The sequence below is a fragment of the Luteolibacter sp. SL250 genome, from assembly GCF_026625605.1.
Lineage (GTDB): Bacteria > Verrucomicrobiota > Verrucomicrobiia > Verrucomicrobiales > Akkermansiaceae > Luteolibacter.
This window is the reverse complement of record NZ_CP113054.1, coordinates 674,381-699,936: the sequence shown is the minus strand read 5'-3', so window position 1 is coordinate 699,936 and position 25,556 is coordinate 674,381. Positions and strand designations below refer to the sequence as shown.

Sequence of the window (25,556 nt, the reverse complement as noted above, 5' to 3'; positions counted from 1 at the left end):
GCACCCGAACATGGCACGCCGCTCGAAAATTCACGTCGGACTCGAAATCGGAACCAGCAAGACCTGCATGGTGGTCGGCGAAGTGAAGCCGGACACCGCGATCAAGATCCTGGGCATCGGCGTCACCAACACCGCCGGCGTCCGCAAGGGGGAGATCAACGATTTCCCGCAGGCCCGGGCCTGTCTGAAGGACGCGCTGGTGAAGGCGGAGGACGCGAGCGACGTGGAGATCGGCAGCGTGTATCTGGCGGTCACCGGCTCCCACATCCAGGGAGTGAACAACCGCGGCACCTTCCGTCTGCCGGAGGGGGATCCCACCGTGGCACCGGAACACGTGCAGGAAGCACGGGACATCGCGAAGGATGTCCACATCCCGGCGGACCATGTCTACATCCACAACATCATCCGCAACTACTGGCTGGACGGGCTGGAGCACAACACCTCCCCTGTCGGCCTCTTCGGCAAGACCGTGGAGGCGGACTTCCACATCGTCCATGGCATCGGCAACCGCATCCAGAACAGCATCAAGCTGGTCCGGGAGATGCCGCTGGAGGTGGATGATGTCGTTTTCTCCCCCATCGCCACCGCACAGATGGCGCTCGACCCCGAGCAACGCGAGCGCGGCGCGCTGGTGATCGACATCGGTGGCGGCACCACCGACTACGCCCTCTACCTGGGCGGCTCGATCGCCGCGTCCGGCTGCATCCCCGTGGGCGGCGACCATGTGACCAATGACATCCACCTCGTCACCGGTCTTCCCTTTTCCAAGGCGGAAGCCCTCAAAGTCACCGAAGGCGACGCCTCCGCGGATCCTGCGAAGGCGGTCGGCACCGCGAAACTCACCGACGAGCGCGGCTATGCGGATGTCGAGGTGAAGCGCAGCATCCTGAACGAAGTGATCCGCCAGCGGCTGGAGGAAACGCTCAAGCTGGTGAAGCAGCGGCTTCCGGAAGGTGCCGTGGAGAACATCGGCGCGGGCATCTTCCTCACCGGCGGCACCAGCCAGATGCGCGGGTTCAGCGAGCTGGCGTTCGAAGTCTTCGGGCGCGACATCTACCGCCCGGAATCCTCCGACTTCAGCGGCTCGCAGAACAGCTTCAAAGACCCCCGCTTCGCCACCGCCATCGGTCTCATCCGCTACGCCCAGATCCTGGAAACCGAACGCGCCAAACCGCCCGGCTGCCTCGGGCGGATCGCCCGCCTCTTCTGGATGGGACGATAGCCGGAACATCGAACATTGAACGTCCAACAATGAACATCGAATGGAAGATGAACAGAGAGCATCCTACGATCTGGAGGATCGCCTGTTGGACTACGGTGCCCGGATCATCACGCTCACCCGCTCGCTGGGGCCGGACTACGCCGCACGGCACATCGGCAATCAACTCCTTCGTTCTGGGACCGCTCCGCTTTCGCATCATGGCGAGGCCCAGAGCGCTGAATCCCCCGCTGATTTCATTCACAAACTGCGTCTTGCCCTCAAGGAATTCCGCGAATCCCAACGCTGGCTCAAACTGATCATCCGTTCCGGGATTCTGCCTGACCAGAAACTCGCCCCGCTGCTTGACGAAACCGACCAATTGATCCGCATTTTCGTCACCAGCATCAACACCGCTGAAAAACGCCGCAAATAGCTCTCTTCACTTCAACGTTCGATGTTGGACGTTCGATGTTCAATGTTCCAAAGTTTTCCAAAATGATTTCCTACACCCGCGATCCCCAGCAAACCATCCCCACCTCGAGCGTGAAAATCATCGGCCTCGGTGGTGGGGGGACGAACATCCTCGAACGTGTGGCCCTGGACGGCATGGAGGGCGCCGAATTGCTGGCGCTCAACACGGACATCCGCACGCTGTCCGCCGCGGTCGCCAGTGAGAAGATCCAGCTCGGCCGCAATCTGACGAAGGGACTGGGCACGGGGGGGGATCCGGAACTCGGCCAGCAGGCGATGCTCGAGGCGGAGAGCGAAATCCGCGACTCGCTGCGGGGCCGTCGCATCGTTTTCCTCTGCGTGGGCCTTGGTGGAGGCACCGGCTCCGGCGCGGCCCCCATTGTCACCCGCATCGCCCGTGAGGAAGGTGCGTTCGTGGTGGTCTTCGCGACGATGCCTTTCTTCTTCGAGGGCAAGCGCCGGCGCGAGCAGGCGGAAACCTCACTCAACGAGCTGGCGGTCCTTTCCAACGCGCTGGTCACCTTCGACAACAACCGGATGGGTGAGCTGGTGCTGGCGAAACAGGGCATCCATGAGGCCTTCGCCGCCGCGGACCTGATGATCTGCGAATCCATCAAGGCGGTCATCCGCCTGGTGATCCGGCCCGGCCTGATCAATGTGGGCCTGGACGACCTGATGAGCGCCCTGCGCACCAACCGCTCCCGCTGCCTGTTCGGCTCCGGCTTGGCGGAAGGGAAGGACCGGGCCGCCAAGGCGCTGCGCAATGCGCTGGCCAGCCCGCTGCTCGACCAAGGCGCACTCCTCAAGGACGCCCAGACCGTGCTGGTCCATCTTTCCGGCGGCGAGGACCTGACGCTCTATGAAATCGAGCTGCTGATGCAGCGGCTCCAGAAGTTCGTCCCGGAAAAGGCGCACGTGCTGTTCGGCGCGGCGATCGACCCGGCGATGCGGGACGCGCTTTCCGTGACGCTCATCAGCGCCCTGCCGGAAGACCACCTCCGCGCCGCACCGCGGGATTCGCTGTCCTCCTCCCTCCCGGAGAACCCGGTGCTCGATCCGTCCGACAGCTTCGCCTCATTCTCCACCCCTGCGCCCGCCGCCAAGCCCGAGCCGGACCCCAAGCCCGGGCCCAAACCGGAAACGGCGTTCGCGGACACCGCTCCACCGGTTGAGGAAGCGAAGCCGGAACCAGAACCAGAATCCGACCTGGAGCCGATGTTCACCACCAAGCCGGTGGCCGAAACCAAGGCCCAGCCAGAGCCCGAACCTGAACCACAGCCTGAACCGGAGCCCGAGGCGGTGGTTGAAATGTGGGATGACGAGCCGCCATTCGCGGAAGCCTTTGCCGACGCGCCGGTGGAAGCCGCGGTTCCGGCATCCGCACCGGAAGACGAGGAGAAACCTGCGGTCCAACTGCCCGCCGCCTCCGCCCCGAAATCGGAGAATGTCATGCGGCTGTCCCCGGACGCGGACGCCGGAAAGAACCTCTGGACCCCCAAGCCACCCGCACCGCGCCCGGACGATGAATTTCCGCCGGATCTCGAGGATGCGCCCGCCGCCCAGGCAAAACCCGCAACGGAGCCACCCAAGCTGAAGCTCGGCGTGAAAACCCCGACGGCCCAGCCGGAACTCTCCTTCGACACCGCCCCCCGCGGCCGGTTCGAGGGTGTGAGCCCGAACGTGGTGAACGGGGAGGACCTCGACCTTCCTCCGTTCCTCCGGAAGAAGAAATGACAAGGATCACCCGCTGAGTGTTCCCAATAGCACCAGGATTGCCAAAACCGCCACAATGAAGGCCGCCACATTGGAGCCTTTCGTGCGGTAGCGTCTGATTTCGCCACAGTCCCGGCAAACTTCCTTCTCCTTGCGGAAGGCAGCGCCGACGAGAATGAAAAGCCAGCCGAACAGAAACAGTCCGATGATGCTGGGACGGGTACGGAACGCCTGCTGCACTCCTGTGTTGGTGCTGCCACACTGGCGGCAGGGAGCGCCCGCAGGATCATCTCTGGTTACTTCCGGGAGATCCGCCGAAGCTGGGGAAGGAGGAATGTAGGGATCCACGCCGGGCCGAGTGAATCCAAATATCCGCTCATCCACAACCACCATCCTTCAAATCGCGAGGTCGCTTCAAAACCGTGGTGGACCGGTTACCTCCAGACAGTAGAACTACCGGCATGGGAAACACCACGTTCTGGCTTCGTCTCGCCGCTGTCGCCGCCACAGGGGTTGGCAGCGCGGCGCTCGTTTCGCCATGGGATCTGGGATTCCTCGCATGGATCTCTTTCTCGCCCCTTCTCGTCGCACTCTGGTCTCTGGAGGGAAAACACGCCGCATGGAAGGGATTCGGCCTCGGTTGGCTCGCCGGCACCGTGGCCCACGGCCTGCAACTGAGCTGGCTCTCCGTCGTCTCCCCCTTGGGAGCCGGGGTGCTCCCCGCCTATCTCGGTCTTTTCTGGGGCGTCTTCGGAGCCTTCGCCGCCACTTCGGGCAATCCATTGCACGGACGTCTACAGCTCCACTCCAACCTCGTGGCGGCATTCTCCACCGCGGCGGTATGGGCATCTCTGGAATGGCTGCGCGGCTGGCTGTTCACCGGCTTCGGCTGGAACGGGATCGGTATCGGCCTCCATGACAATCTGATCTTCTCCCAACCGGCGGATCTCCTCGGGGTTCCGGGTCTTTCCCTTCTTCTCGTTTTCATCCAGGCACTGCTGGTGCTCGGCATCCGCCGGAAGAACCTATCTGCCGCAATCCCGATCATCGGGACGGTCCTGCTCGCCGGAGCCTACGGCAAATTCCGCATCCAACAAGAGGAATCCCGCCCCACCACCCCGCTGCGCGCCCTGCTGGTCCAGAACAACATCCCGCAGGACGCGGCCCGCTACCTGTGGGATCCGGCGGAGATCCACATGGCCTATGAGGACGCGACCCTGGAAGCCCTGGAGGAAGCGAAGGCGGCGGAGACTTTCCCGGATTGGGTGATTTGGCCGGAAAGCGCCCTCACCGGACGCATCCTGCGGACGGATGACGGAGGCTGGGGCACTTGGCAGGAGAATGTCGATACGCTGCGGAACGTCCGGGAAGGCGGCGACTTCACCCTGATGTTCGGTGCGGTCGAACTGGAGGCCACCAATGACGGGGACACCCTCACGCCCAAACCCGGCGGAAACACCTACAACTCCCTGGTGGCCATGTCCCCTGCGGACGAACTCCAGACGTTCCGCAAGCACCACCTCGTCATCTTCGGCGAAACCATCCCGTTCGTGGATTCCATCCCGTTCCTGAAAAAGATCTACCAACAGCAGGCGGGAGTGGAATACGGCGGATCGTTCGCCTCCGGAGGCTCCTTTGAACCGCTCGCCGCCACCACCGCAGCAGGGACGGAAATCGGCGTCATCCCCAGTATCTGCTTCGAGGACACCGTCCCGCGGCTGACCCGGCGGTTCCTGAAGGACGGCCCGCAGGTCATCGTGAATATCACCAACGACGGTTGGTTCAAGGAAAGCCCCGCCGCCGCCCAGCATTTCGCGAATGCGAAGTTCCGCGCGATCGAACTCCGGAGGCCGATGCTCCGCGCCGCCAACACCGGGGTGACCGCCAGCGTGGACACCACCGGCCGGGCGGCCGTCCTCACTGACAGCAAAGGCAGCCACTTCACCAGTGGCACGCTTCTTGCGCGGGTTCCCGTGCCAACCCGGCCGGGAATGTCCCTCTACGGAATGATCGGTGACTGGGGCATCATCCTCATGGGGGTGGGGGGCGCGGCCCTGGCTTTCCGGTCCCGGCGTTCCAAGCGGGGAGGTGCTGAAAACACGACAGTTACATTGTGAATACCGGCTCTTCCGGGTTTGGAGTACCGGGTCCGACTGTTAGAGGCGGTTAGGCCGTTTTTTCTTGCGACCCCCGGCTTGTCTGCTTTCGTAGCCGGGAATTTTGCGCTCCTGGACCTCTCCGACGAGGCATTTGGCACGGGATTCGCTAACCACCTTCCAAAATTTCACTCAGCACGCACCACATGCTTTCCCACGAAACTCCCGCAACGGAAACATCCCCGCTGACAACCCGTCGCGGCGCGCTCGGAACCCTCAGCCTCGCCAGCATCGGCCTTGCAGCTACCTCTACCCAAGCAAGCGCATTCTTCTTTCAGAAAAAGGACACCCCTCCCGTCGTGGAAGTGAAGTCCGGCTCCAGCGTCCCGGCCCGCAGGACCGGCAACGCGATCCAGGCCGCCTCTTTCAACGGCCTCTCCGGTGACTGGGCCGCCACCCAAGGCGCCCTCCTTCCGGAATACACCCGCTACCTTGCCTCCCTCAAGCTCCAGCGCCTCGAACCGCAGCAGGTCATCGCCGCGCACGCGAAGCAAAAGGGCGCCGTCTGGAACCGCCTGCCCCCGAAACAGTGGTGGACCCGCATGGGCTACACCCTCCGCGTGGTGGACCGCATCGCCGTCTATCTCAACATGCCGGTGGAAGACATCGTCTCCGCCTACCGCTGCCCGGTCTACAACGCCCAGTGCGAAGGCGCGAAGGTGGGTTCCTGGCACCAGGCGAATGTCGCCGTGGATGTGAAATTCCCCACCAAAGCCTCCTACATCACCGCCGCCACCCGCAACCTGCGTGACCGCGGCCTCTTCAAGGGCGGTGTCGGCGGCTACGGCAGCTTCACCCACATCGACACCCGTGGCGTGAACGTCAACTGGTGATCCCCGGGCTGGACGAACCTCTCTGAAAAACGCCGGTCATCCGACCGGCGTTTTTCTTTTCCCCCAGTGGGATGGAAAGCTCACGTCTTGAAATCCCGGGTCTGGAACGACAGCCAGCCCAGGATGAACAGTGTGATGTTCAGCCCGCCGAGGAAGGCGTAGGATTCGATGATCTTCGGCCAGGAAACCTGGTGCTCCATCAGGAACACCCACGCGCTCATCCGCCAGGTGACGAACCAGCTTTCGTACGGTTTGAAGAACGGGAACTCCTGCAGGATCATGTCCACGAACAGGATGGTCAGCGTGATGATGGACGCCGCCGCCGGCTTGATCTTCAGGCAGGAGAACATGAAGGCGATGGAGGAAAGCGTGATCATGCTGAGGCCGATGCCCGTCGCGGCCATCGCCAGCTTCTCCGCCCCGTCGATCCACTCCGGGTACGCGGCGAAGACCTTCATCTTCTGCTCGATGACCAGCAGTCCCCCCTCCCACCCGACGGCCGCGACCGCCATCAGGTATCCGGAGATGCCGACGAAAAACACGAAGGTGAAGGTGTAGAGGCAGACCGCCGCATACTTCACCAGAAGAAGGCGGAAGCGGCTGATGGGCCGGGCGAAGACCAGCCGCAGGTTCCCGTCCTCGTTTTCCTTCGCCACGATGTCCCCAGCCACCAGCGCGAAATAGATCGCGCCGAGCAGCACCATGCTGATGACCATGATGGTGAAGGTGATGCTAAGGGAGCTGTAGTAGGTGCCGAACTCCAGGCCGTTCCGCTCGACCATCCCCTTCACCAGCCGCTGGCTGAGATCCAGCTTGTAGACGAACAGGATGACCGCCTCCATGACCAGGAACGCGCCGTAGCCCATCCAGGTCCGCGGCCTGGCGAACAGTTTCCTGAGTTCCCCCCGGAGTTGTTGCAGGAACAGCATGGCTACCTTCCCCCTCCGTTCAGGATTTCCATGTAAAGATCTTCCAGGGACCGCTTGACCGGTGCGAAGGCCCGCACCCGCACACCCGCCGCGACCAGGGTTCCGACAAAGTCCGCCGGGTCCACCTCATGTGGCAGGGAAAGCCGGCCCTCGGCCAGCACCTCGCCACCCGCCCCATGGATCAGGCCGACGGCTGTTCCCCAGGGCTGGAGGTCCGCCTCATAGACCGGCGTGTCCTCGTTCAGGCCATCGACGCTTCCTTCGAACACGCGCCTGCCCTTCCGCAGGATCGCCACGCGGTCGCACATCAGCTCGACCTCCGCGAGCAGATGGGAGTTGAAAAGGACGGTCGTTCCGCGTTCGTCACGCAAGCCGAGTATGAAGTCGCGGAACCACTTGATGCCCTCCGGGTCCAGACCGTCGGTCGGCTCGTCCAGCAGCAGTACCTCCGGCTCCGGCAGCAGGGACTGTGCGAGCGCGAGCCGCTGCCTCATCCCGTGGCTGTATGTGCGCACCTTGGAATGGATGCGGTCCGCCAGGCCCACCCGCTGGACGACGTCCCGGGCCATCCTCGCATCGAACGGGCAGGTGTAGCTCATCAGCAGCCGCAGGTTCTCCCAGCCGCTCAGGTAGTCATAGAATGCCGGCGACTCGAAGATCGCGCCAACTTTCCCCAACGCCCGCGCCCGGTCCTTCACCACGGAGATGCCATCGACCGTCACCTCCCCGCGGTCCGCCGCGACCATCCCGAGGATGATGCCCAGGGACGTGCTCTTGCCCGCGCCGTTATGTCCCAGCAGGCCGAAAATCTCACCCCTGCCGACATTGAAGGAAACGTCCTCCAGCGCCGCCTTGCCGCCGAAGGATTTCCAGAGTCCGTTCACCTCGAGCATGGCCGCTATTTCCCTTTCCCCTGCGAGTTTCCGATCTTGAAGCGGATCTTGTTCGAGGCGCTGCCATCCGCGTAGAGGATGTTCGTGTCATGCGGATGCCACGCTTCCTTGTCCATGACGAGCGGGATGGTCTCCGGGCTGTTGCGCATGTTGAAGAACGTCGCGTCCGCCACCGTGGATCCGTTCATGGCGGAGTTCCAGAAATAGCTGCAGCCGGTCTTGTTGAACTCCTTCACCCCCGCCGGGCAGCAGAACACGCGGTCGGTCTGCGTGTATTCCAGCAACACGGTGTCCAGCACCGGCGCGTCGATCTTCTTCGATCCGCGGCCGGGACGGAGCTCCGGCAACCGCCCGCCATGGTCACGCAGATAGACATCCAGCGCCCCGCCGATGCCCGCCAGGTTCGTCAGGCACGCCGACTCCCGTGCACGGCCCAGCATCCTCACGCCGAGCGGATAGCCGATGCCCGCGAGGATGGCGATGATCGCGATCACGAACATCATTTCCGTCAGGGTCATTCCGCGCGCCTTCATCGCTGCCCTCCGATCCCTCCGAAATCATTGCCGCGCATGCCCTGCATCACCTCGTTCATCGCCTCCATCAGCGGCGCCAGGTCCAGCTTCGTGTCCGCGCTCGCCTTGCTGAAATACGCCTGCATCCCCTCCTCGCTGATGCGGTCGAGCAGGTCCTTCCCCAACGCCTCCGCCCGGGCCATTTCCTCCGCGGTCTTCCCCTCGTCGATCTCCTTCAGCGCCTGCTGCACGAAACGCCTCCGCTCCGCCGGCTCCAGTCCGTCTAGCGCCTCCATGAAACGGTTCATCGATTCCATCACCGTCAGGTCCACGAACAATGCCCGCTCCTCCTGGTTGAGCTTCCGGAAAAATTCCTCACCGGTGCGGTTCTGGCGGTTCTTCTCCCGCTCATGGAAATCCAGCCGGTTGATCATCCCGGCGATCCTGCGGATCTCCCGCTCCCGTTCCGCCGGATCGTCCGATTGGCCCTTCCCGCCCGACCAGTCCTCGAAGTCCGCAGCCACGATCTCGCGGTTCACCTTCTCCGCCGTGATCTTCCGCGAGCCGGCCCATGTCCGCACACCCCACACCACGCCCCAGACCAGCGCCAGCGCGAGGATGGCTTTGATCACAACGGAGCCTCGTCCCATGACATCCCGAAGCTAGCCCAAGGACGAGGCAGAGCAAGGGGCAACACCGTCTTTCGGGAGGGCTTCATGGCCGGCGAACGCGCCACTCACCGCTTGATACCTTCGAACTTCGAGGACGCCCTCCTGTCAGGGGTGAAGATCTTCCCATCGAATGAGCGCAAATCCTCCGAAAACCGGATCTGAAAATCACCCTCGCTGACTTTCTTCGACGTTTCCACGTATCGGCCCTCCCAACTGGTTCCGTCCAGACGGCCCCGCAGTTCCAGCGTGGTCTGCCGTTCCCCCCTGGTAGCGGGCTTTCCGCCCACCAGTGCTTTCGCTCCGGAAACCCGCAGCTCGTCCCCATGCCTCGTGAATGTCATCCCCCACTCGATCTCGAAGGCTGCCTTTCCCGTGCAACGCCACACACCTTCCGGGAAAGCCACTGGTTCGGAGTTTGCCATGGGTTCGGGTAGCGGCTTGGGGGGAATCACAGCCACCGCGGAGTTCCGCCCACCGGGAGGATCTTGCTGGCGCTGGCCAACCTCGATTTCGCCCGGGGGCTTGCCCTCCGGATCCTGCCGATCGGCAAGTCCGGATGGAGAAATTTCCGGCGTTTCCTGTCTCCCGGAGGATTCCGCGGCCGCCGGAGTTTCCGACTGCCGGGGAACAAACCAGCCAGCTTTCCACGCCCCCGCCGCAGCGGCCAATGCCACCAGTCCGGCGGCGGCGGCACCGATCCAAACTTCGCCTGTCCTGGCTTTGGCAGGTTCATAGGCGATTCGCGAACCCGCCCCGCCCAGGATCTGGTCCGCCACCCGGCCCGGCGCGTTCTTCCACTCGTCCTCGCGGACCTCAATCCACTGGACCGATGCCAGCAAATAGCTGACCGAGTTGCCGAGTTCCACTCCTGACAGCCGGATCGGGATGATTTTTTTCCGCTGGTTCACCGCCATCTCCAACTCCCGCAGGATGTGATCCGAGCGCACCGCCGCGTTTGACAGGACAATGACAAACTCCGGGCAGCGTTTGATCCCTTCCACGATCTCGTGGGGATAATTCGTCCCTGCGCCGATGTTTCTGGGAGCGATCCAGCAACTTTTTCCTCTGGCCTCCAACGCCACTGCCAGTGCCATGGCCTCGATACCAGTCCGTACTGGAGTGGCAGATAAAAAATTGTCCCATATATGATGACCCGACCGGGCTGGGCATATTTCAGCCCGTCATATCACCAATGTCGAACCATTAGATATTCTTTGTATATCTCCCCGAAACCAAATACCTCCGGAGACTCACCTCCTGAACCGGCGCAGCACCATGCCCAGCGCTTCGTTCGCCTCGCCCACCCGCAGGACCTTGGCGATGGCGAAATAAATCGCGGCGGCCACGCCGATGGTCGCCCCCAGCAAGATGATGCGGAGGATGAGGTGGAAGTGGGTGGGATCACTGCCGAACACGAACCGGCTCGAGGCCCAGCACACGCCGCCCATGATGCCGCCCGCGACGGCGAGCTTGGCGAACGTCTTCACCAACTCCGGCGTCCCGAGGTCCCCCGAGATCTTCACCATCGCCAGATAGAGGCAGAGGAAATTCACACCCGCGACGATGCTGGTGGTCATCGCCAGCGACTCGTGCCCCCACTTCAGCACGAACACGAAGAAGTAGTTGAAGCCGAGGTTCAGCCCCAGCGCGGCGAAGCTCATCAGCATGGGCAGCCAGCGCTTGTCGATCGCGTAGAAAGCGGGTTGAAGCACCTTCAGCCACGCGTAGAAAAGGAGGCCGCAGCCGTACGCCTGCAATGCCGCAGCCGTCTGCATGCGGTCGTGCGCGTCGAATGATCCGCGTTCGAACAACACGCTGATGATCGGACCCGCCAGCAGCGCCAGGCCGATGGTGGAGGGCAGCACCAGGAAGGCGACCAGACGCAGGCCCTTCGCCAGCGTGGGCCGGAAGTCCGCCGAGATCCCACCGATGGCCGCCCGTGACAAAGCGGGCAGCGTGACCGTGGCCACCGCCACCCCGAACACGCCGATGGGGAGCTGCATCAGCCGGAAGGCGTAGTTCAGCCAGCTCACCGCGCCCTCGCCGACGCCGTAGGCGAACATCGAGTTCACCACCACGTTGACCTGGGTGACGGACGCGGCGATCACCGCCGGTCCCATGAGTTTCAGCACTTGGGCAACGCCGGAATCCCGCCAGTTGAAATCCGCCACGAAACGGTAGCCCGTCCGCCACAGCGCGGGGAACTGGCACGCCAACTGGGCCAGGCCGCCGATCACCACCCCGATGGAAAACCCGATGAGGCTGCGCGGCCCCCACGCCGGATCCATCCACCATCCGATGGACACCCCGCCGATGATGGAGCCGAGATTGAAGAAGCACGAAGCCAGCGCCGGCATGCCGAAGACATTCTTCGCGTTGAGCATGCCCATCACCAGCGCGGCCAGCGAGAGCACCAGGATGAACGGATACATGATCCGCACCATTGTCACCATCAGCGCGATCTGGGCGGGATCATAGACCCGGTCGGTCGCGCCGGATTTGGACAGTGCGGTGAGCAGGTCCACGATCCAAGGCGCGGCCAGGATCCCCAGCAGGGCCACCCCGGCCATGAAGATGGCGGTCAGCGTCACCATCTTGTTCGCGAGCTGCCAGGCGGAGGCGTCGCCCTCGCTTTTCAGCCTTTTGGAGAAGGTGGTGACAAACGCCTGGGAAAGCGCTCCCTCCGCGAACAGGTCGCGCAGCAGGTTCGGGATCCGGTAGGCGAGGTTGAAGGCGTCCGCCATCCAGCCGCCGCCGAACAGCGCCGCGAAGACCATGTCGCGGACCAATCCCAGCACCCGGCTCACCATCACGGCGGCGCTCACTTTCCAAGTCGCTTTGGCAGACATTTCTGGGGCCGTTCTAACCGCGGGCCCGGCGGCTGGCTACCATTTCCACGCGATTCGGTTCCCGCGGGCCATGACGTGTGGATGGGGGCGCCCGGGAATTGCGCCAGCTTATGGAGTGCGGCAGCCCCCTGCCGCTTTGGGGGTGGAGGTCACCTGCCGGACGATGTGGTGGCAACCACCACACTCCAGCTTGCGGATGGCATCCCCACTTCAAGGAAAGCCGCACCCGCCACTGACAGCGGCAGAGGGCTGCCGCACTCCATGACGCTGCCGCGTCCGCGGAGGATGCCATAGGTGGCGGACGTCCATCGCTTTGCGGCAACCGTCCGGCACCACTCCATCAGGCCACCGGAACATCGAATCTTGAGAACCGCTGCGTCGCAGGGTAGTTGTCGCGAAATCGTGCAGCTCATACCCTCATACACCATCCCTGAACTCATCCCCGCCGTCGCCGGGTGGCTCTACAACGAATGGGGCCGTCATCTGCCCGGCAGGTCGGTTGAGACCGCGGAGCATGCGCTGCGTCAGGAGCCTGATGCCCGGGGACTACCCACGACCCTGATCGCCGTGGAGGACGACGAACCAATGGGCGTCGCCCGGCTGGTGGAGTTTGATCTTGATAGCCGTCCCGACCTCGGGCCCTGGCTGGCGAGTGTGTTTGTACCCGGAGACAAACGGAGCCGGGGGACGGGAACCCTCGTCTGCTCCGGAATCGTGGAAGTTGCCAGACAGAGAGGCTATCCAACGCTCTACCTGTTCACTCCGGACCGTGCCACTTTCTATGAAAGGCAAGGGTGGTCGTCCATGGGACATGAGCAGCACCACGGCGGCCAGGTCACGCTCATGAAACTTGAATTGGGCGGACAAGGCAGTCCAACCACCCCCGCAGAGGATGGCGGCCTACCTTGAACGTTCGGGAACAGAAGATATGAACTCCCCACTCCTCGATGAATTCATTTCGGCGGCCGGAGAATTCTGCTCCTTGGCTGAACAGGAGGAGCCGCCGGATGAGTCAGACCTTTGGACGATCCGAAGCTTGCTGTTGCGTTTGATCTTCCACATTCCGGCGGTCGATGTTGCTCCTCATGGCACAGGATTTGAGGGGTCGCGACCCGACAATGTCACTTATGAACACGTTGTCAGGCGATTCAGCGGCTTCCCATTCAATCTCTACAGGGTTGTTTTTGATCCCCATGATTTTGAAGCGACTGATGAACCGGTGATGGGATTGCTTTCCGACGATCTTGCCGAAGGCCTCAGCAATCATGCCCAGGGTCATCGTGATGAAGCCTGTTTTGACTGGTCCCATAGCTATCGGCACCACTGGGCACGTCACGCGGTGAACGCTCTCGCAGCCATCGAGATCCATCGGATCGATCATTACAAAAATGCCGTGGACAAGACGGAGGAAGCAACCGGCTGAAATCGGCACCCTCCCTCTTGGCAATCCGGGAGAGAAATTATCAGCAGATTACCACCATGGTTCCCATTTCCACGCTTCTTGAAAAAATGACCGGCAGTGACCGCGCGGCCACCATCGGGCAGGTCCGGTTCCACGCCCGCATCGCCCTGACCGGCATGTTCATCGGCAGCGCCGGTACCCTGCTGCTGGTAGGCTGGATGCCGTGGGGCAACCTGACATTTCCCCTGATCGTCGTCCCGCTCCTAGTGGCATGGTTTTCCCACCGGACGATGATCCGCCGCTCCCGTGAAGCCCTCCGCAGTTCCGAGTGGGGGCGCCGGAATGCCGTCACCCTCCCACAGCTGAGGCATGTCGGATTTGACCCGGGTATCTGGGATCTGGCCGCGAGGGACACCAGCCCGGAGGCCCTCCATTGACCGACCCTCTAATCTTGGCTTGAATCTCCCCGCCGGGCCGCTTTGACTCCCCGCCGCCCATGGCCCTCATCGTCCAGAAATACGGCGGAACCTCCGTCGGCAGCCTCGATCGCATCCGAAATGTCGCCTCGCGCCTGAAACGCACCCGCGACGAGGGCAACCAGGTGGTTGCCGTCGTTTCCGCGATGTCCGGCGTGACCGACGGCCTCATCAAGATGGCGAAGGAACTCTCGGAGAATCCTTCCGAGCGCGAACTGGACGTCCTCGTTTCCACCGGGGAGCAGCAGTCCATCGCCTTGGTGACGATGGCGTTGCACGATCTCGGCGTTCCCGCGGCCTCCATCACCGGCCGCCAGGCGGGCATCCAGACGACCGGTTCCCACACCCGTGGCCGCATCGCCGACATCAACGGCTCCCTGATGAAGGGCCTGCTCGACGAGGGCAAAACGCTCGTTGTCGCCGGATTCCAGGGCGTGACGAAGGAAGGGATGATCCACACGCTCGGCCGTGGTGGCTCCGACCTGACCGCCATCGCCGTGGCCGCCGCGCTGAAGGCGGACGTCTGCCAGATCCTCACGGATGTGGATGGCGTCTACACCTGCGACCCTCGGATCGTCAAAAACGCCCGCAAGCTGCCGGAAATCTCCTATGACGAGATGCTGGAAATGGCATCCTCCGGCTCCAAGGTCATGCAATCCCGCTCCGTCGAGTTCGCGAAGAAATTCGGCGTTGTTTTCGAAGTCCGCTCCTCTCTCAACGATAACCCCGGCACCCTGGTGCTAGAAGAACACGCAAATATGGAAGACGTCGTCATCCGTGGTATCTCCATCGAACGCTCGCAGGCCCGCGTCACCATCGCCGGCATCCCTGATGCCCCCGGCATGTCCGGCAAGATCCTCGGCGCGCTCGCCGAAGCCGAGATCAACCTGGACATGATCGTGTCCAACATCGCCCACGACGGAGCGGCCCGCCATTCCTTCACCATGCACTCCAGCGACCTCGGCAAGGCCCAGGCGGCGCTGAAGCCGGTGCTCGCCGAGCTGTCCCCGGACGCGAAGATCGAGACCGAGGCGGGCATCGCCAAGCTTTCCGCCGTCGGCATCGGCATGCGCTCCCACTCCGGAGTCGCAGCCACCATGTTCAAGGCACTGGGCGACAAGAACATCAACATCGGCATGATCTCCACCTCGGAAATCAAGATCGCCGTGACCGTGGATGAGATCCACATCGAGGACGCCGCCCGCGCCGTCCACGACGCCTTCGCGCTGGACAAGGCACCAGCCTGATCGAATTGACTGCAATTTCTGAAACCTTTCATGGCCCGACCACGTATCCGGTCGGGCCATGTCGTTTTCTCCGGGCAAGATTTTCCTGATCCTCACTTCGCTCGCCTCCTTTTCGGAAGCGGCGCTGACCGTCACGGCCATCGCCGACAACTACACGTTCAAGGCCCAGGCCGACGTCAACCAGACGGCGACCGCCGAGTCCCTGGCGATCAAAGTGGCGAATGCCAGCCAGATCAACGCCCGGACCGCCTTCTTCAAGTTCGACACCTCCGCCGCGTCCACCGTGGTGGATGGCCCGGCCGCGGTCTTCCAGGTGACCAACACCACGGCTTCAAACACCCTGTTCCAGGTGCGGGTCTACGCTCTCAACAGCGGTGCCGCCGGCTACAACTGGCTGGCGGCTGACAGCACGGCGGGGGCCGGGGACGGCATCACCTGGAACAACAGTCCCGCCTTTTCAAGTTCCGCGACGAGCAACTATCTGGATCTCACGGAGGTCACCGAAGTTGGGACCTTCGACATCACCAATGGCACCGCAGTCGGTGGAACCTTCCAGGTAACCCTCGGCAATTGGAACAACTTCGTCCAAGCGGATGGCACCCTCACCCTCATCTCCGTGGTATATGCCCAGACGGCCGGAGGTTCCAACATGTCGCTGGGAGCTTCAGAACACAGGACCACCGCCTACCGGCCGACCCTGACCTTCGTTCCGGAACCTTCCACGATGGCACTCACCGCGCTGGGCGCGCTCCCGCTGCTGCGCCGCCGGAGGTAGTCACTGCGGCAGGGGCAACGGCTCCACCGGGATCGGGATGGTGTCGTCCACCGGGATGGCCGGTGATTGGTCAACCGGGATTGAATCCGCGGACGGTGACGGTCCCTGCGGGGCCCCGGCCTGCTCCGGAGTTTGCCCCCTCGCATCCTTCTTGGCCGCTTCCTCTTCTTCCTTCTGCTTGCGCTGTTTTCTTTTTTCCAGCGCGTCCGAGGTGTTTTTCGCGACCTTCTTTCCCCCGACGTAAGCACCGTCCACGACCGCACCCGCAACCCGGAAGGGCATCTTGATCAGCCCGCAGGATGGCAGCAGGAGACATCCTGCCAGAACCAGTGCCCATCCAGCGAAATGACCGCTCCGTTTGCTCATGATGAAGGAAACTGGCCGCTTCACCGCCGGAATCCAAGCGCGGAACCGCGCGGAACAAGCCGGGCCGCAACAAAAAGCCCTTCCACCCGATGGGTGGAAGGGCTGCCAAAAACAATGCGCGCAACCGGAAATCAGTATTTCACGCCGCAGCCGTATGGCTTGTTGCTGGCGTTCTCGACCGGCTTGCCGGCGAGCACGTTGTCCAGCGCGTTGGCGAAGGTCTTGTCAGCCTTGGCAATATCGGACTGTTCGGTGGTGTGGAGGGAGTCGATCTCACCGCGGTAGGCGAGCTTTCCATCCTTGTCGATGATCATCATGTGCGGGGTGACTTCCGCACCGTAGCTCTTGCCGAGCTTGCCGTCGCCATCGACGAGGATCGCGGTGGCCTTGCTGCCCTGGTCCTTGGCGGCTTCGGCGAGCTTGGAGCCTTCAACGAAAACATCCGCCTTGTCCTTGTTCGCGGAGCTGACGGTCAGCCAGACCACACCCTTGCCGGTGTAGGTTTCCTGGAGTTTCTGCATGTTGCCGCTGCCGTAGTGTTTCTTCACGAACGGGCAACCGAAGTTCACCCACTCCAGGACGACGGTTTTTCCCTTTTGGTCAGCGAGGGAGACCGCTTTGCCGGCGGTGTCCTGGACGGAGAATTCCGGCGCGGCCTTGCCGACTTCCTTTGCGGTCACGGAGGCAAGTGCGAAGGCTCCGGCGAGCGTGGCGTATGCGAGTAGTTTCATGGGGTTATGATTTAGGTTTGGCGTTTAAAATGCCCCGTAACCGAGGCGAGGTTAGGACGTTTGTCCAACGATATTTATTCCATCAAAGTGATCATTTCGCCTTCCACGCCACTTCCAGCGGGGTTTCGCCCTTCCTCACCAGGACCAGAACCAGGTCCTTGAGCGGCCCGTCGGCGTAGGCGTTCTTTTTCGCCGTTGCGGTCCATTTTCCACCATCCTTGCGGAATTCAATGGCTTTATAATGATCCAAGGCCATCTCGGTGGCGGGGAACACCTCCCAGCCCGTGGCGTCGAATCCCTGCGGCGCTTCCAAGGTGAGGGCAACGGCATCGGCAGTCTCCGCAACCTCCAGTTTCAGGCCTTCCAAAGGGCGCGGGACGAGGGCACGGGCCTTTTCGATGGCTGCGGCATTCTCCGGGGATCCGGAGGCGGCGGACAACTTCAGCTCCGCCTTGCCCGGGATGCAGGAGGCGTCGTTGCAGGTGAGCCAGGAGACCTTCGCTCCGAGCCGCACCGTCCCGGAGGCTCCGGCAGGCGGCGTGAGTGTGACCGGGAAGATCACTTCCCCTTCGTAGCCGTAGCCGGGCAGTTCCCCGGTGAGGAACTTTTTCGGGGCGGGGTGCTGTACTTCACCGGCGGTCCATCCCTCGGGAAGATCCCACATCACTTTCAGTTTCATGCCGGATTCCCCCGGATTCGTCCAATAGCTGTGCCAGCCATCCTCGATCACCATGCGGATGCCGGTCTGGATGGGCTTCCCTCCTTCGACGGTGGTCGCGCCGGTGATCCACTCCGCGGTGGCGTGGCCGGATTTCACGGGAGCGGCGTGCGCGAACGCCGCGAAAAACGGGAACATGAGCAGGGAACAGGCGGTCATCGCCCCATACCATGCGCGGATGCGTCCCGTTCGCAAGAGAAGTCCGCCGGGGATTTACCCGCGTCTTTCCGGACGGGTCTTCAGAAGCTTCCGGTTTCCGGAGCGTCCGTTTCCGTTGCCGGTGGTGCCGAAACGGTGTCCCGGCTCTTCGGGGAGTAGCGGAAATGACCGGTGATGGTGGAGTCGAACAAGCCGCTCTCCCACTTCACCCCGGCACCGTTGTTGTGGACGATCCATGGATCGTTCTCCTTGCCGGTGGGGTTCGGCACGACGATACCGATGTGGGTCTTGCCGTTGGCGAGGGACCAGACGACGACGTCACCGGGACGGTAGTCCGCAGGATTCCGGGTGTTTTCCAGTTTCTGGCCGTGACGGCTGAAAAAGCGGTGGAGGTTGGCCGCGCGGCGGTGGTCGATGTTCGGGTCCGGAGCGGTCGCAGCGAAAAGCGGAGGATAGTCCTGGAAATTGGCGGCCATGTCCTCGTTGACGAGCGCCTGCAGATCCACGCCCAGTCGGCGGTAGCATCGGACGATCACGTCCTCCGCCTTGCCCTTGTTGGCCGGCACATCGCCACCGGGGAAGTCGATCTTGTAGTAGGAAGCGTCGAAAGAGACGGACTCACGGGAATGCGAAATGGCCACCTCCGCGAGGCGGTCCCCCGGAGAGGCGGACTCGCTGAGACGGGCGATGACCGAGTTCGTGTCCTCCTGGGTCGTCCCGTTCTGCGCCGCCTGCAGGGACTGGACCAGAGGCTTGCCGAACCAGAAAGCGATTCCTCCCGCGATCACCAGAATGACCCAGCCGCCGAAGATGTTCGGACGTTTGGGCTTCTGTGGACGCGGACCGATGTACTCGATGGTGCTGTAAAAACCTGATCCTTTGCGGGCCATGATCGATGCTTCTGGGGTCGGGGACGCAGTAGCATTTACGGGACCGGATGACCACGATTTTCCAAAACGCGGAGGTTTTTTTTCCAGCCCCCGGTCTGGACACGGCGGGTGCGGCAGGACAGACACGGAATGTGATCGTTTTCGAAAGCAAAACCACCCTCGGCTGGGGCTCCCTGGATGTCCCGCTGCTGGGTCTGACGAAAGACTGGCACGGGGTTCCGCTGGAGGCTCCGGCGGGCTTCTCCCTGGCCACGGATGCACGCCGGCTCTGGTTCATCGCCACCCACCGGAAGCCGGCCTCCCTCCACCCCCAGTCGCGCCCCGGCAAGTTCATGCCCAGGCTGTGGCAGCATGATGTGGCGGAGCTGTTCCTGGCAACGCCATCCGGGGACCGTTATTTCGAGTTCAACCTGTCCCCCAACGGAGCCTGGTGGAGCTGCGAGTTCAAGGGTCAGCGGATCCGCGAAGAGGAGGGGGACATCGTCATGCCGGAAGTGGCGGCATTCTCCGAGCTGGCCCCGGACGGTGGATGGGTGGCGGCGCTTTCCATCCCGCTGGACCTGCTCCGCGCCCGCATCGGCTTCGGCCCGCAATCCCTTGGCAACGTGGCCTTCATCCTCGGCCACCCGGAACCGCGCTACCTGAGCGCCGCGGATCTGGGAAGCGGTGAGCCGGATTTCCACCGCCCGTCCCATTTCCGGAAACTTCAGTTCGCGCCGGTGCCTCCACGTTGATTGCCGGAAGGCTCAAAGATCTCTTGGCTTGGCCGCAGAAAACAGTAATTTCAGCACCCTTGGCAGCCCGCTTCCACATCGAGGAACTCATCTCACAGGATTCATCCGGCGTGATTTTCCGCGCCAAAGACCTGGAGTCCGGCACTGACGTGACGGTCCGCCGCTTTTTCCCGCGCGGGATGGGTGAAGGCGGACTGCAGGAGGAGGAACGGGCCGCCTTCGACATCGCCGTGCAGCGCTTCACCTGCGCCATCCATCCGGCACTGCGAGGTGTGATCGCCGGAGGTTGTGATGCGGTGGACGGGGTACCTTTCATCGTCAGCGAATGGCTGGAGGGCACGCCCATTTCCCAGCAGCTCGCCAGCGGCCCGATGCAGCCGCGCCGTGCCATCGACATCCTCATGGGGGCGCTCGAGGTTTCGGAGGTGATCTCCGAATTGCTCGCGGAGCAGGCAGTGTGGGTGGAAACGGATCCCTCCTCCATCATCGACGCGTCCGATGATCCGAAGCGTGGCACCACCTTCGGCATCTCCCCTTTCAAATGGCTGGGTTCCGACGAGGAACGCCGCAGCCTGAAGCCCCTCATCCAGCTCACCGAGGAGCTGATGGGCTGGAAGAACAAGCTGGTGAACGACCAGGCGGGCAACGGTCTCGCCATCTGGTTGAAATGGCTGAAACAGCACGCCTTCCAGGCCACCCTCGCTGAGACACGCGAAAACCTGGCCGCCGCAACGGGTGCGCCACCTCCGCCTCCCACCTCCCGCCTCGTCCGGCAGTCAACCCGGCCGATGGTCCCACGGGCCGCCACCGTCCAGGTGCAGATGGTCCCCGTCCAGCGGACGAAGCCATCGAAGGTGCCGCTGGTCCTCGGTCTGACAGGTCTGCTCATCGCACTGGGCATCGGCGGATGGGTCGCCAAAACCGGGGAGATTCCTTTCAAAGGCCGTTTCCAGGCGGTGGCGGCAGAAGCCACGCCGTCCGCCCCGAAGTCCGCCCTCGACTACGCCCCGCCGCTTCCGTCGCAGGCAGACGTTGAGGAGGAAGAAGCGGTTGCAGCGACCCCGGCCAGCGCCTCCACACCAGCTCCACCGGCATCGGGATCCTCTTCCGAAACCGTGTATCAGGTGAAGGATTCCGAGGCCGTGATGAAGAAGCTCAACCAGACGGTGACCTTGGAAGGGAAGCTGGAAAGCGTCTCCCGCAACACGGAGAGAACCCAGATCTTTCTCCAACTGGAGATGACAGAACGCAACGACGCATGTGGCTTCGTCATCTCACGGGATGCCACCGGCTCCTTGAGCTTCGAGGAACTGACAAAGCTGGTGGGCAAAACGATCCGCATCCGGGGCAAGGTGGGCGTGGGGGCGGGCAAGTTCGGCAAACGGCCGAAGATCCAGATCTTCGACAGGGAATCCATCACGCTGCCATGAACGGACTGGTGACCTCGGACGTCCCCGCCTTCGCGGTGGTCGGACGGGTGAACATGGGGAAGTCCGCCGTCATCGCCACGCTGCTGGAGATCGATGACCAGGACGTGGTCCGGGTGAGCGCGACCCCGGGTGAAACCACACGCTGCCAGCCGCACCGCGTGATCTTTGGCGGCCGGGAATGCATCCGTTTCATCGATACTCCCGGATTCTCGCGGCCGGTGGAGGCCCTGCGGGTCATCCACTCGCTGCATGGGGAGGGCACGCCGAACCTGGAAACGCTGCACCGCTTCGTGGCGGAGGCGGGGGAGGATTTCGGGGATGAGAAGCGGCTGCTGGAACCACTGCTGGAAGGCGCGGGCGTCCTTTACGTGGTGGATCCGGCGAAGCCACTGCGGGACGACTTCCTTGCGGAAATGGAGATCCTGCGCTGGACCGGCCGCCCGAGGCTGGCGCTTCTCAACCGGCGGTCCGAAACCACCGGCCCGGACGAAGAAGCATGGCGGTCCAGTCTGGGCGGGGCCTTCAATCTGGTCCGCAGCTTCGATGCCCACCATGCCCGCTATGAAGAACGGCTGAGGCTTCTCAAATCCCTGCTGGAGATCGAGGAACGCCACCGCAGCAAACTGGAGGAAACCATCCGGCTGGTAGAGGATGAATGGGAACGGCGGCGGGAGGAGTCCGCCGAGATCATCATCAGCTTTTTCGAGGAAGCCCTCTCCCTGAAGGTGGAGGCGACGCTGGAAGAGCGTGATCTGACCCTGCCCTCCCGGCGGGAGCGGAAGGCTGAGTTGCTGGGGAAACAATATTTCGGGAAACTCTCCGAACTGGAGAAAGAATGCTTCGCCGCCCTGCTGAAGCTCCACCGCCACCATCTGCTGAAAGCTGACACGAACATCGACGCCTTCCACGGCATTGATCTGGAAAGTGATGAAACGTGGACGAAGTGGGGCCTGAAACGGGGCCAACTGGCGCTGGTCTCCGCCCTGACGGGAGCCGCCGGAGGGCTGGCGGTGGACGCCGCCACCGGCGGACTGACCCACGGTGCGGGAACCGTTCTCGGCGGCCTGCTGGGAGGTGCGGCCGCTTGGTTCAAGGGAGGCAGCCTGCCGGACCTGAGGATCGACCTCACCGGTGGCATCACGCTGGGGGCGGGTGAAGGCAAGACCCTTTCCATGGGTCCGCCGAAGAACCCGAATTTCCCCTGGGTGCTGCTGGATGGCATCCTCAGCCGCTACCGGCAGATGCTCGCCCGCGCGCACGGCAGGCGGGATGAGGAAATCCTGGAAGGCGCCGGAGAGGGATTCACCCGGCATTTTCCGCGCGAGCGGAGGGATGTCCTGGCAAAGTGGTTCAACTCCTGCCTGAAAGGATCACCGAACCGGGCGCTGGAGCCGGAGGTGTTCCAGGCGCTGGTCGCCGCGCTGGAGGAAGTGTAGGGAGGCCCTCCCCCTTGTTTTGGGCATCACTCCGCAGGAAGCCAACGCTCCTCGGTGCGCTTGCTCACCTTCGGGGAGCCCTGCCGTTTCCCATCCACCTCCACCCAGCGGGAGGTTTCGATGGTCAGGCGGACCTTGATCTCACGCTTTCCGAAAGCGCTGGTGCGGGAGTCGAGGCGGCTGATGTCTGATACCTTTTCGTCCTCGCTGTAGCCCTTGCCATTCGGCCAGCGGAAACCCTTCGGCTGGAACGCCGTTTTCCGGCCGCTGAAGCCCTCCGCGTAGCGGTTCATCACCGCCTGGTCCCCGGCCTCCGAACGGGAGGCGGAGGTCAGACAACCCACGGAACCCAGGCACAAGGACGCCACCACGATGAGGGAGAAAGGACGCATGGCCCATGTGTTAGATGGGCCGGTGCGCGTGGTCAATCCGCCCCTTGCGGACGGTGCAAAAATGTGGAACGCCGCCCGCATGGAGGCGGGCCGTTCATCCCGCCTTCTTCTCGTCGTCCTCCGCTCCGACGACCAGTGAGGTGACCACTCCCGCCAGCAGCAGGGCCAGGATCACACCGAGGACGACAAAGTTGAACGACTCCCCGAGCCAGGCCTTGAGGTACTTCGCGGTGAGCATCTTCACGCCGACCACCAGCAGGATCAGGGAGAGGGCGGGCTTGAGGTAGCGGAACTTGGCGATCATCCCTGCCAGGGCGAAATAAAGCGACCGCAGGCCGAGGATGGCGAAGACGTTGCTGGTGAAGACCAGAAACGGATCCGCCGTGATGGCGAAGATGGCCGGAATGGAGTCCACCGCGAAGATGACGTCCGTGAACTCCACCAGGATGAGCGCCACCGCCAGCGGGGTGAGCAGCCATTTGCCGGCAGGTGCGGCCTGGACGACGGGATCCGGAATCACTTCCGCACCCGGGGTTTCCGGCTCCTTGGAGGTGGGCTCACCCGCCTTCACCAGGAAATGCTGGCCGTGGAAGTCCCGGGTGATGGGGAAGCGCTTTTTCAGGAAGCGGACCAGACCGTTGTTCTCCGGATGCTCCTCCTTTTCCTTCATGAAGAGCATCTTCAGGCCGGTGACGATCAGGAACACGCCGAAGACATAGAGGACCCAGTGGAAGTTCTGCACCAGCGCCGCGCCGATGCCGATCATGGCGCCGCGCATCACCAGCGCACCGAGGATACCCCAGAAAAGCACCCGGTGCTGGTATTGGGCGGGAACCGCCAGCGAGCCGAAAACCATGGCGATGACGAAGATGTTGTCCACACTGAGGGACTTCTCCACCACATAGCCGGTCAGATACTTGGTGGCCGCAAGACGGCCGTTGTTCACCACGCCATCAACCGCGTCCCGGGTATTGCCCAGGTCGAACCAATGATTTTCATAGGCGAAATACACCGCCACGGAGAACGCGAGGCCGAGCGAGATCCACACACCGGACCACCCGAGCGCCTCCTTCATCCCCACCACGTGGGATTTCCGGTGAAACACGCCGAGGTCCAGCGCGAGCATGAGGAACACAAAACCAAGGAAGATCAACCAGGCCCAAATCATTGCGGGAAGCTGCCCCCAGCTTCAGTTCCCCGCCACTGTAATCTCTTCCACATTTTCCACTTCCTCCTCCTTCGCCGCGTCCGGATCGACGCTGGCGATCACCTTGTCCACTCGGATGCCGTCCATGTCCACGATCTCGAAGACCCAGCCGCTGTCACGGATGATGTCCCCCTCGACGGGAACCCGCGCCAGCTTCGCGCCGAAGAATCCCGCGACGGTCTGGTATTCGTCCCCGGCCTCCACCGGATGGGTGAAGCCGGAAAGGTGGCGTCCGAGTTTCTCGATCTCGAACAGTCCGTCGATGAGCCAACTGCCGTCGGTCCGCTGCTGGATCGACAGGGTCCGCCTTTCCTCCACCGACGGCACGTCGCCGACAATGGATTCCATCAGGTCGATGAGCGTCACCATGCCGATGACGCCGCCGAACTCATCCACGACGAAAGCGACGTGGTGGCCGGTGTCCCGGAAGGTCTCCAGCGTGGCGCTGGCCTTCTGGACTTCCGGCACCAGCAGGGGCGGCCGCATGAGGTGCCGGAAGGAGACCGGCACACCTGCGGCGAGCTGGGCGTAGCAATCCTTGATGGAGATGACCCCCACCAGATTGTCCCGGTCTTTCTGATAGACCGGGAAGAAGCTCTGGGAACTGCGGACGATGACCGGCCAGGCATCCTCATGCCTTGAATCCACATCGACCCAGACCACCTTCGGCCGCGGGATCATGAGGTCATAGACGTCGAGTTTCTCGAACGCGAGCACGCCTTCCATCATCTTGGACTCACCCTGCTCGATGGTGCCGGCGATGACGCCTTCACGGATCAGCACGCGGAACTCGTCCTTCGACATCCCCTCGGCGGTGGAGTCCTGCATCCCCAGCAACCTGAGGATGAAGGTGGTGGAGCCGGACAGGAAATGGACGAAAACGGAGGCGATCCTGGAGATGAACGCCATCGGCCGGGCCATGACGCTGGCGATGACCTCCGGCTGCTGCATGGCCAGCCGCTTCGGCACCAGTTCCCCGATCACCAGTGAGAGATAGGTCAGCGCCCCGATGACGATGATGAACGCCATGTTGTCCGCGAACTGGCCCAGCCAGGGGATTCCCTCCATGGTCACCGCCAGCTTGTCCGCGATGCGGGCACCGCCGAAAATGCTGGCGAGGATGCCGATGAGGGTGATGCCGATCTGGACGGTGGAAAGGAAACGCTCCGGGGTGTCCGCGAGCTCGAGCGCCTTTGCGGCGCCTTTGTTTCCGCCCTCCGCCATGGACTGGAGCTTGCCGCGGCGGGAGGAAACGATCGCGATTTCCGTCATGGCGAAGACGCCGTTTGCGAGAAGAAGGACGAAGATCAGGACGATCTCAAACAGGACTGAGCTCATTGAAGACAGGCATAGTCGGCGCGGAAA

Annotated in this window: 28 protein-coding genes; 13 read left to right on the top strand and 15 right to left on the bottom strand. The window is 63.0% G+C overall.

Going from position 1 to position 25,556, the window contains the following annotated elements:
• The first annotated feature begins 10 nt into the window (after positions 1–10).
• From ftsA to OVA24_RS03145, 3 genes are all read left to right on the top strand, one after another.
• Positions 11–1,222, top strand: a complete 1,212-nt coding sequence (gene ftsA / locus OVA24_RS03155; protein ID WP_267673426.1) for a cell division protein FtsA — start codon at positions 11–13, stop codon at positions 1,220–1,222.
• Positions 1,223–1,262: 40 nt separating this feature from the next.
• Positions 1,263–1,634, top strand: coding sequence for a four helix bundle protein (locus OVA24_RS03150; RefSeq protein ID WP_267673424.1), 372 nt, complete (start codon positions 1,263–1,265; stop codon positions 1,632–1,634).
• A 62-nt stretch (positions 1,635–1,696) separates the two neighbouring features.
• On the top strand, positions 1,697–3,406 hold the full coding sequence (locus OVA24_RS03145) for a hypothetical protein (protein WP_267673423.1): 1,710 nt from the start codon (positions 1,697–1,699) through the stop codon (positions 3,404–3,406).
• A gap of 6 nt (positions 3,407–3,412) precedes the next feature.
• On the opposite strand, the gene OVA24_RS03140 is transcribed toward OVA24_RS03145, so the two are convergent.
• A complete protein-coding gene (locus OVA24_RS03140; RefSeq protein WP_267673421.1) occupies positions 3,413–3,625 on the bottom strand; it encodes a hypothetical protein in 213 nt (70 codons plus the stop codon).
• 221 nt (positions 3,626–3,846) lie between these two features.
• Here OVA24_RS03140 and lnt point away from each other — a divergent pair, with 221 nt between their 5' ends.
• Positions 3,847–5,502: an apolipoprotein N-acyltransferase gene (lnt, locus tag OVA24_RS03135; RefSeq protein WP_267673420.1), complete on the top strand. Its 1,656-nt coding sequence runs from the start codon at positions 3,847–3,849 to the stop codon at positions 5,500–5,502.
• Between the two features lie 185 nt (positions 5,503–5,687).
• Positions 5,688–6,374 carry a D-Ala-D-Ala carboxypeptidase family metallohydrolase gene (locus OVA24_RS03130; protein WP_267673418.1) on the top strand — a complete coding sequence of 229 codons (687 nt, stop codon included), beginning with the start codon at positions 5,688–5,690 and terminating at the stop codon, positions 6,372–6,374.
• 80 nt (positions 6,375–6,454) lie between these two features.
• Here the strand turns inward: OVA24_RS03130 and OVA24_RS03125 are convergent, their stop codons facing one another.
• From OVA24_RS03125 to OVA24_RS03095, 7 genes are all read right to left on the bottom strand, one after another.
• Positions 6,455–7,303: an ABC transporter permease gene (locus OVA24_RS03125; protein WP_267673417.1), complete on the bottom strand. Its 849-nt coding sequence runs from the start codon at positions 7,301–7,303 to the stop codon at positions 6,455–6,457.
• A 2-nt stretch (positions 7,304–7,305) separates the two neighbouring features.
• On the bottom strand, positions 7,306–8,196 hold the full coding sequence (locus tag OVA24_RS03120; protein WP_267673416.1) for an ABC transporter ATP-binding protein: 891 nt from the start codon (positions 8,194–8,196) through the stop codon (positions 7,306–7,308).
• Between the two features lie 5 nt (positions 8,197–8,201).
• Complete coding sequence (locus tag OVA24_RS03115) at positions 8,202–8,714, bottom strand: prepilin-type N-terminal cleavage/methylation domain-containing protein (RefSeq protein WP_267673415.1); 513 nt, start codon at positions 8,712–8,714, stop codon at positions 8,202–8,204.
• Positions 8,715–8,725: 11 nt separating this feature from the next.
• Positions 8,726–9,340 carry a hypothetical protein gene (locus OVA24_RS03110; RefSeq protein WP_267673413.1) on the bottom strand — a complete coding sequence of 205 codons (615 nt, stop codon included), beginning with the start codon at positions 9,338–9,340 and terminating at the stop codon, positions 8,726–8,728.
• 104 nt (positions 9,341–9,444) lie between these two features.
• The gene (locus OVA24_RS03105; RefSeq protein ID WP_267673411.1) at positions 9,445–10,473 is read right to left on the bottom strand and encodes a toll/interleukin-1 receptor domain-containing protein; all 1,029 of its coding nucleotides are present in this window, start codon (positions 10,471–10,473) and stop codon (positions 9,445–9,447) included.
• 156 nt (positions 10,474–10,629) lie between these two features.
• Entirely contained in the window at positions 10,630–12,228 is a 1,599-nt protein-coding gene (gene murJ / locus OVA24_RS03100; protein WP_267673409.1) for a murein biosynthesis integral membrane protein MurJ, read from the bottom strand.
• A gap of 149 nt (positions 12,229–12,377) precedes the next feature.
• A complete protein-coding gene (locus tag OVA24_RS03095) occupies positions 12,378–12,569 on the bottom strand; it encodes a hypothetical protein (RefSeq protein ID WP_267673407.1) in 192 nt (63 codons plus the stop codon).
• 61 nt (positions 12,570–12,630) lie between these two features.
• Here OVA24_RS03095 and OVA24_RS03090 point away from each other — a divergent pair, with 61 nt between their 5' ends.
• From OVA24_RS03090 to OVA24_RS03070, 5 genes are read left to right on the top strand one after another with little or no spacing between them, the layout of a single operon-like run.
• Positions 12,631–13,137, top strand: coding sequence for a GNAT family N-acetyltransferase (locus tag OVA24_RS03090; RefSeq protein WP_267673405.1), 507 nt, complete (start codon positions 12,631–12,633; stop codon positions 13,135–13,137).
• Positions 13,121–13,651, top strand: a complete 531-nt coding sequence (locus OVA24_RS03085) for a DUF5063 domain-containing protein (RefSeq protein ID WP_267673403.1) — start codon at positions 13,121–13,123, stop codon at positions 13,649–13,651. Before OVA24_RS03090 ends, OVA24_RS03085 begins: the two co-directional genes overlap by 17 nt.
• A 56-nt stretch (positions 13,652–13,707) precedes the next feature.
• Complete coding sequence (locus tag OVA24_RS03080) at positions 13,708–14,067, top strand: hypothetical protein (protein WP_267673400.1); 360 nt, start codon at positions 13,708–13,710, stop codon at positions 14,065–14,067.
• Positions 14,068–14,126: 59 nt separating this feature from the next.
• Positions 14,127–15,353: an aspartate kinase gene (locus OVA24_RS03075; RefSeq protein WP_267673398.1), complete on the top strand. Its 1,227-nt coding sequence runs from the start codon at positions 14,127–14,129 to the stop codon at positions 15,351–15,353.
• Positions 15,354–15,411: 58 nt separating this feature from the next.
• Positions 15,412–16,128, top strand: coding sequence for a PEP-CTERM sorting domain-containing protein (locus OVA24_RS03070; protein ID WP_267673396.1), 717 nt, complete (start codon positions 15,412–15,414; stop codon positions 16,126–16,128).
• Here the strand turns inward: OVA24_RS03070 and OVA24_RS03065 are convergent, their stop codons facing one another.
• From OVA24_RS03065 to OVA24_RS03050, 4 genes are all read right to left on the bottom strand, one after another.
• Positions 16,129–16,494: a hypothetical protein gene (locus OVA24_RS03065; RefSeq protein WP_267673395.1), complete on the bottom strand. Its 366-nt coding sequence runs from the start codon at positions 16,492–16,494 to the stop codon at positions 16,129–16,131.
• 131 nt (positions 16,495–16,625) lie between these two features.
• Complete coding sequence (locus OVA24_RS03060; protein WP_267673394.1) at positions 16,626–17,225, bottom strand: redoxin family protein; 600 nt, start codon at positions 17,223–17,225, stop codon at positions 16,626–16,628.
• Between the two features lie 91 nt (positions 17,226–17,316).
• Positions 17,317–18,102 carry a protein-disulfide reductase DsbD domain-containing protein gene (locus OVA24_RS03055; RefSeq protein ID WP_267673392.1) on the bottom strand — a complete coding sequence of 262 codons (786 nt, stop codon included), beginning with the start codon at positions 18,100–18,102 and terminating at the stop codon, positions 17,317–17,319.
• Positions 18,103–18,182: 80 nt separating this feature from the next.
• Entirely contained in the window at positions 18,183–18,992 is an 810-nt protein-coding gene (locus OVA24_RS03050) for a DUF1287 domain-containing protein (RefSeq protein ID WP_267673390.1), read from the bottom strand.
• A gap of 47 nt (positions 18,993–19,039) precedes the next feature.
• Here OVA24_RS03050 and OVA24_RS03045 point away from each other — a divergent pair, with 47 nt between their 5' ends.
• From OVA24_RS03045 to OVA24_RS03035, 3 genes are read left to right on the top strand one after another with little or no spacing between them, the layout of a single operon-like run.
• Positions 19,040–19,726, top strand: coding sequence for a DOMON domain-containing protein (locus OVA24_RS03045; protein WP_267673389.1), 687 nt, complete (start codon positions 19,040–19,042; stop codon positions 19,724–19,726).
• A gap of 59 nt (positions 19,727–19,785) precedes the next feature.
• Entirely contained in the window at positions 19,786–21,156 is a 1,371-nt protein-coding gene (locus tag OVA24_RS03040; protein ID WP_267673388.1) for a serine/threonine-protein kinase, read from the top strand.
• Complete coding sequence (locus OVA24_RS03035) at positions 21,153–22,592, top strand: DUF3482 domain-containing protein (protein WP_267673387.1); 1,440 nt, start codon at positions 21,153–21,155, stop codon at positions 22,590–22,592. The genes OVA24_RS03040 and OVA24_RS03035 overlap by 4 nt, the downstream gene beginning before the upstream one ends.
• 26 nt (positions 22,593–22,618) lie before the next feature.
• Here OVA24_RS03035 and OVA24_RS03030 read toward each other — a convergent pair whose 3' ends face one another.
• From OVA24_RS03030 to OVA24_RS03020, 3 genes are all read right to left on the bottom strand, one after another.
• Positions 22,619–22,984 carry a hypothetical protein gene (locus OVA24_RS03030; RefSeq protein ID WP_267673385.1) on the bottom strand — a complete coding sequence of 122 codons (366 nt, stop codon included), beginning with the start codon at positions 22,982–22,984 and terminating at the stop codon, positions 22,619–22,621.
• Positions 22,985–23,078: 94 nt separating this feature from the next.
• Positions 23,079–24,152, bottom strand: a complete 1,074-nt coding sequence (locus OVA24_RS03025) for a TerC family protein (RefSeq protein WP_267673383.1) — start codon at positions 24,150–24,152, stop codon at positions 23,079–23,081.
• A 21-nt stretch (positions 24,153–24,173) separates the two neighbouring features.
• Positions 24,174–25,529, bottom strand: coding sequence for a hemolysin family protein (locus tag OVA24_RS03020; protein WP_267673381.1), 1,356 nt, complete (start codon positions 25,527–25,529; stop codon positions 24,174–24,176).
• Between the last annotated feature and the right edge of the window lie 27 nt (positions 25,530–25,556).